Here is a 6,286-nt window from a genome sequence, read left to right as displayed (position 1 = left end):
GTAGCCGTCGGACTTGTCCGACGGTCAGCGGTCTCCGCCTAGCGAACCTGCAGCCCCCCAGCCGCGGTCGTCACGAAGCGCAGCTGCCGTTCACCGACGCGGACGACGATCTCCCTGCCGTCCTCGGTCCGGGCCAGTGACAGCGTGGGCGCCTCGGCGGCGTTCGGCACGATCACCGTGGCCACCAGGTGGCGTGGCGCTGGCTCGACCACCGCGCGCAGGACCTGCACTGGCCGAATCCAGCCGTCAGGGGACTCCACTTCGAGACGCGCGCCGGTGCCGAGTGCCAGCGTCCGTATCGCCGCCCGCGCCGCGCCGTTGGTCACGACCGCCGCCCCGCGCTCGCCAACGGCCCACGCCCCACCCGTGTGCCAGCGCAGCTCGATCGACTGCGCCGCGGCCGTCTCGATCTCGTCGATCACCACGAAAGCCTGCCGCTCGTCGAGCGCCACCACATGCCGGCGTGCGATCGGCGTCGCCACCTCGTACGCATCGTCGGCCATGCCCGTGAGCACCTGCACGCCATCCTTCTCGACGAGTGGCAGCAGGCGCCCCTCGCGGCGATGGACCTGGCCCTTGCCGCCGACGAGCACCGTGTTGTGCCCACGCGTGCCGATCTCGTAGTAGCCGTAGCGGCGGTCGGCGCGGAAGTAGTCGGCCGGGTACGGCCGGCTCCCGAGTTCGAGCAGCAGGAACGTGTCGCCCACGGCGAGGCTCACGTGGTTCAGGTCGAGGTGCGTGTGGCTCGCCGCCAGCGACCCGTTCTTGAAGGCGAGGAAGTGCGCGGGATCGGGCTGTCGTGGGGCGAGGAGCGCCCAGCCGATGCTCGGGAACACCGCGGCTGCCGGGATCGCTGGCACGTAGTCGCGCTGTCGCTCGGGCAGCCACGGCTCGTCGACCGGACGCCACAGGAGCGCGAGTGCCTCGTCGGGCCAGCCCTCGCGTTGCCGAGGCACCTCGACGCGGTCCTGGTACCAGATGAACGCCGGGTCGCGGTACGTCGCGCCGAGGAAGTAGAAGATGGCGTCTGCCGCCCGGCCGTTCGAGTCGCCAAAGCTTGCCGACAGCGTCCTGCCCGGGTTGAAGACGATGGGGAAGTAGCCGGTCTGGCGCACGCCGCTGCGCGCGAAGATCGCGTCGCCGGCCGGGTGGCCGGCGCGACGCAGGGCTTCTGCGGCCATCAACGCATAGCGGTGGCCATAGCGCCAGTAGCCTGTGCCCTCGTCCCAGGCGCCATCGGGCCCGAGGTGGTTCCAGTAGGGGTCCATCGCCGGCACGCCCTTGGCCAGCACGCGCGCGGCCTTGTCTGCGATACCGGTGGCCGGGCTCGGAGAGCCGGCCCTCCCTTGGGACTCGCCAACCCGGCCCATCCCCTGCAGCGCGAGCGCCAGCATCACTGCGCCGCCGTTGCAGACCGTGTTCCAGTTGTTCTTGCCCGCGTGCCACCCGGGTGGCTTCGGCGACTCGATCGCCTGCAGGTACGCATCGAGCGCGCGACGCACGACGCCGTCGACGATGGGGGCGCGGCGCTCGGCGGGGACCGCCAGTAGCAGCCAGTCGATGGCGAGCGCATACGTGAGCGACAGCTCACCGGTCATGAGGTCGAACGGCGGCGGGTGCGCCGTGTCGACCCAGATCCGCCAGTCGCGCACGGCGTGCTCGAGCTGGGCCACCGCGCTCTCGAGGTACCGCGCCTCGCCGGTGAGCTCCCACGCCATGCCGAGCGTGACGACGCGTCCCTGCAGCGCGCGGGCGCAGGAGAGCCCCTTGTCCTCGCCGGGCGGGTCGGGCTCGCCGCGCCCCGTGATCGAGGGCACCAACGGCGGCGCCGTCGTGTACCGATTCGCCTTGCCGAGCACGGCGGCCCGCAGCCGCGCGAGCTGCGGGTGCGTGGCGCGCCCCCGCATGCGGTCGAGTTCCTCCCGCGTGAACAGCAGCCGGGGCGTCGACGATGAGGCCTGGTAGGGCCTGCTGGCCCAGCCGGCCGCCATCATCGGCGCGGCGAGCGCGCCGAGGCAGGTGCGACGGTCGATCGGGTGGGGCGTCAGGCCCTTGTGTCGTTCCATGTGCGTCCCACTCCCACGTCGACGTCGAGCGCCACGTCGACTGTCGGGCTCACCTGCCGCGGCTCCGCAAGCAGGCGCTCACCACCTGGGTGAGATCGTCCTCGACGCTCTCGGTGAAGGGCGAGGTTCGTGTCTCGTATCCGCCCTCGGCGAAGGCCTTCTTCGTGACCAGGTAGCCGAACCAGCCGTTGGTGTAGCCGAAGTAGAACGTCTGGGCGAACGGCGAACGGCTGCGAATCCCCATGGAGATCTCGCAGAAGAGCTCCACCGGGGCTGACCAGAGGGCGAGGTCGTCATTGACGATCAGCACCCTGACAGGCAGGCGGATGAGGCCGGCCTGGCCTTCGCCCGCCACGAGGTAGTCGCCGATTTCCGGGGTCCACCCGAATCCCGCGCGGCGCGGCGTCTCGACGATCTTCTGGATCGGCCGCAGGTGCACCGCGGCTCCGGACGCGCGGATCGCACTGTTGGCGGCAAGGATCCTGTCGCCCAGCAGCACGTTGAACTCGGTGATGTGCGCGGCGCGGAAATCGGGCTGGACCGAGTAGATGGGCGCGAGGTCCCCGGCGGCGCCATTGATGAAGAGGACCGGAGCACCCACCCGCTCTTCGACGTAGGCGCTCACCGTGCCCGCCGCATCGCCGCTGATCAATGTGTTCTGCGCGCCAAGCGCCGTGGCATGCATGGAGTAGTTGGCGATCAGGGCGATCGGCGCGCCCTCGGGGCTTTCGAGACGGATGAGGCCGATCTGTCTGTCGACCGGGCCATCGGGGTTCATGCCGAGCGAGATGACGCCCTTGGGGTCGCGGGCGCGCCGGTTGATGTTGGCCGCGGAGTAGCCCGTGCCCGAGGCCAGGCGGGCCGGTGCGAGCGTCGAGCGCGCCTCCTTGATGGCGTCGATCAGCGCCCGCTGCACGAACGCGGTGTACTCGGCATCCGGCGGGTGGCCATAGCGCTCCGGCATCATCAGCTTCGCCATTCCGTGCGGCCCGACTTCGGGCGCCGAGTGCGTGTGCGTGACGCTCCACCAGACCTGGACCGGGTCGATGCCGGTCTCCTTCTTCAACTGCGCGGCGAATTCGTCGTAGACCGAGGGGGCGATCAGGCAGAGGTCGGTCGACGCGAGAAAGAACTGCGTCGTGCCATCGTCCATGGCGACGACGCGGTGGAAGAGCCGGTCGTGAACGCCAGTGGACTGGCGCGGCGGATAGCCTGCCAGCCACTTGCTGGTCGAGGGGGTGATGTCCACCTTGACCGCCGAGGCACGGAACCGGCCGGGTTGAGCCATGGCCTCGGGGCCGGCCAGCGTCAGGGCGAGCAGCGTGAAGACGGACAACGCGCGTGCAACGAATCGGCCAGTGCTCATGACACGTCCTGCTTCTTCAGCACTTCGGACAGGGGACGCCCACCGGCGTTGCGAGCGCGCCGAGGTCGGTGTGACGGTCGATCGGACCGTGCGTCAGGCCTTCGCGTCGTTCCATGTGCGTCCCACGCCCACGTCGACGTCGAGCGGCACGTCGAGCGTCACGGCATGTTCCATGTGGTGCTTGACGAGCGCCACTGCTTCGTCAGCGCGGGCCTCGGGCACCTCGAACACCAGTTCGTCGTGCACCGTCAGGATCATCCGCAGGCCCGGCACCGAGGGCAGCGCCCCGTGCAGGTCGATCATCGCGCGCTTGAGGATGTCGGCCGCCGTGCCCTGGATGGGCAGGTTCACCGTGACGCGCTCTGCCGCCGCCCGGATCTGGCCGTTGCGGCTCGTGAGCTCGGGGACGCGTCGGCGTCGCCCGAACAGCGTGCTCACCACGCCCGTGTCGCGCGCCCTGGCGATGGTCTCGTCGATGAACTGGCGCACCGATGGGTAACCGGCGAAGTACGCGTCGATGAAGGCCTGCGCCGCCTGCTGGGTGACGCCGATGTCCTTGGCCAGCGTGAAGGCGGTCTTCCCGTACAGCAGCGCGTAGTTGATGATCTTGGCGCGTCGGCGCAGTTCGTGGGGGCTCAGGCCGCTGTCCTCCCCGAACACGCGCGCCGACGTCTGGTCGTGGATGTCGTCGCCCCGCCGGAACGCCTCGATCAGGCTCTGCTCCTGCGCCATGTGTGCGAGCACGCGCAGCTCGATCTGCGAGTAGTCGGCCGAGATCAGCAGGTGTCCGGGTTCGGCGACGAATGCGCCGCGGATCTCGCGTCCGAGTTCGGTGCGGATCGGGATGTTCTGCAGGTTGGGGTCGCTGCTGCTCAACCGTCCGGTGGCGGCCACCGCCTGGTTGAAGGTCGTGTGCACGCGCCCGGTCTTCGGGTGCACGAGCTGGGGCAGCGCATCGACGTAGGTGCCCTTCAGCTTCATCATCGCGCGCCAGTCGAGGATCTCGCGGGCGATGTCGTGCGTGAGCGCCAGCTCCTCGAGCACCTCGGCGGCGGTCGACGCCGTGCGCTCCTTGCCGGTGCGCTTGAGCACCGGCAGCTGCATCTTCTCGAACAGGATCTCGCCCAGCTGCTTCGGCGAGTTGATGTTGAACGTGGTGCCGGCGAGCTCGAAGATGCGCGCCGATCGTGCCTCCAGCTCGGCGTCCATGCGGGTCGAGAGGCCGGCCAGCACCTGAGTGTCGACGCGGATGCCGGCCTGCTCGATGGCGCACAGTGCCGGCAGCAGCGCCAGCTCGAAGTCCTCGTAGATGCCGGTCAGCTGCTCGGCGTCGAGGGCCGCCCGCAGGTCGCCGGTGAGCTGTACGCCGAGGTCGGCCCGCTCGCAGGCCCAGGTCGTCATCGCCTCGACGGCCACCTGCGATACCGGCAGCGCCTTCACGCCCTTGCCGCGCAGCCCCTCGGAATCCTGCGCCTTGTAGCCGAGGCGCTCCAGTGCCAGCGACTCGAGCGCATGCGCCGCGGTCGAGGCGTCGAGCACGTAGCTGGCGAGCATCACGTCGTCGCGCACGCCGGCCAGCGCCATGCCGTGACGCTCGAGCACGAGTTGCATGGCCTTCACGTCGTGCCCCGTCTTGGCGACGGCGGGGTCGGCGAGCAGCGGCCCGACGATGTCGCGGAGGGCCTGGGCGGGGAGGTTGGGACAGGCGTCGAGGGAGGTGTGTCCGAGCGGGACGTACGTCGCGTGGCCGTCGCCGGTGCCGATCGCCAGGCCGACGAGGTCGGCCAGCAGGGCCGGCCGCTCGGTGGTCACCAGGTACACCGCGCACTGGCCCGTCGCGCGAATCCGGTCGGCGAGCTCCCGGAGGTCCTCGGCGTCGCCGCAGGTGTTGAACGTGCGCACCACGTCGGCCGCCGTCGGCGCGAAGGCGGTGACGAGTGTCTTGAAGCCCAGCCGGCTGAACAGCTCGTAGCAGCGCTTCTGGTCCGGGCCCACGTAGCGAAGGGCGGCCAGGTCGTCGGCGACCGGCACGTCGCAGTGCAGGCGGACCATGTCGCGGCTGAGGTGCGCGTCCTCGGCGTGGTTGACCAGCGCCTCGCGGTACCGCTTCGAGGTCAGCGTCGGGGCGGCCTCGAGCAGGGCGTCGAGCGTGCCGTACTGCAGGATCAACTCGCGCGCGCCCTTCTCGCCGATCCCCGGCACGCCCTTCACGTTGTCGATGGCGTCGCCCATCAGTGCCAGCACGTCCACGACCTGGTCGGGGCGCACGCCGAACTTCTCGGCCACGCCTGTCGCGTCGTACCAGGTGCCCTCGTCGCGCGGGTTGTACACGCGGACGTGGCCATCCACCATCTGGAAGAAGTCCTTGTCGCCGGTGACGATGGCGGCATCGAAGCCGCGGGCGACGGCGCGCGTCGCCAGGGTGGCGATCACGTCGTCGGCCTCGTAGTCGGCGTGCGTGAGGATGCGGACGCCCATGGCCTCGCACGCCTCGTGGACCAGCGGCACCTGCTCGACCAGGTCGGGCGGCATCGGGGCGCGGTTGGCCTTGTAGTCGGCCTGCATGGCGGAGCGGAAGGTCGGGCCGGCCAGGTCGAATGCGGCGGCGATGTAGGCCGGTTCGTGGTCGGCGATGAGCTTGCGCAGCATGGTCACGAACCCGTAGACCGCGTTGGTCGACTTGCCGTCCGGCCCCGTCAGCCCGCGGATGGCGTGGTACGCGCGGTACATCTGGTTGTTGCCGTCGATGAGGAACAGGATCGGACGTTCGGCCACGGGGCGATTGTAGACGGACGGCGCAAGTGACAAGGGACGAGTACGCAAGTCACAAGGGAGTCAAGGGACGAGGGACAGG

At 70.1% G+C, this 6,286-nt stretch carries 3 protein-coding genes; all 3 read right to left on the bottom strand.

The features are described from left to right. Positions 1–38: 38 nt before the first annotated feature. Positions 39–2,066, bottom strand: a complete 2,028-nt coding sequence (locus ACIRDX_RS19345; RefSeq protein ID WP_396627076.1) for a heparinase II/III family protein — start codon at positions 2,064–2,066, stop codon at positions 39–41. A 49-nt stretch (positions 2,067–2,115) separates the two neighbouring features. After that, the gene (locus ACIRDX_RS19340) at positions 2,116–3,432 is read right to left on the bottom strand and encodes a neutral/alkaline non-lysosomal ceramidase N-terminal domain-containing protein (RefSeq protein WP_396627075.1); all 1,317 of its coding nucleotides are present in this window, start codon (positions 3,430–3,432) and stop codon (positions 2,116–2,118) included. A 93-nt stretch (positions 3,433–3,525) separates the two neighbouring features. After that, positions 3,526–6,207: a DNA polymerase I gene (gene polA / locus ACIRDX_RS19335; protein WP_396627074.1), complete on the bottom strand. Its 2,682-nt coding sequence runs from the start codon at positions 6,205–6,207 to the stop codon at positions 3,526–3,528. Positions 6,208–6,286: the final 79 nt, after the last annotated feature.

Origin of the sequence: Luteitalea sp., assembly GCF_044337415.1 — a bacterium.
Lineage (GTDB): Bacteria > Acidobacteriota > Vicinamibacteria > Vicinamibacterales > Vicinamibacteraceae > Luteitalea.
Note: the sequence above shows the minus strand (reverse complement) of the source record. Positions and strands in the feature narration are given on the sequence as shown.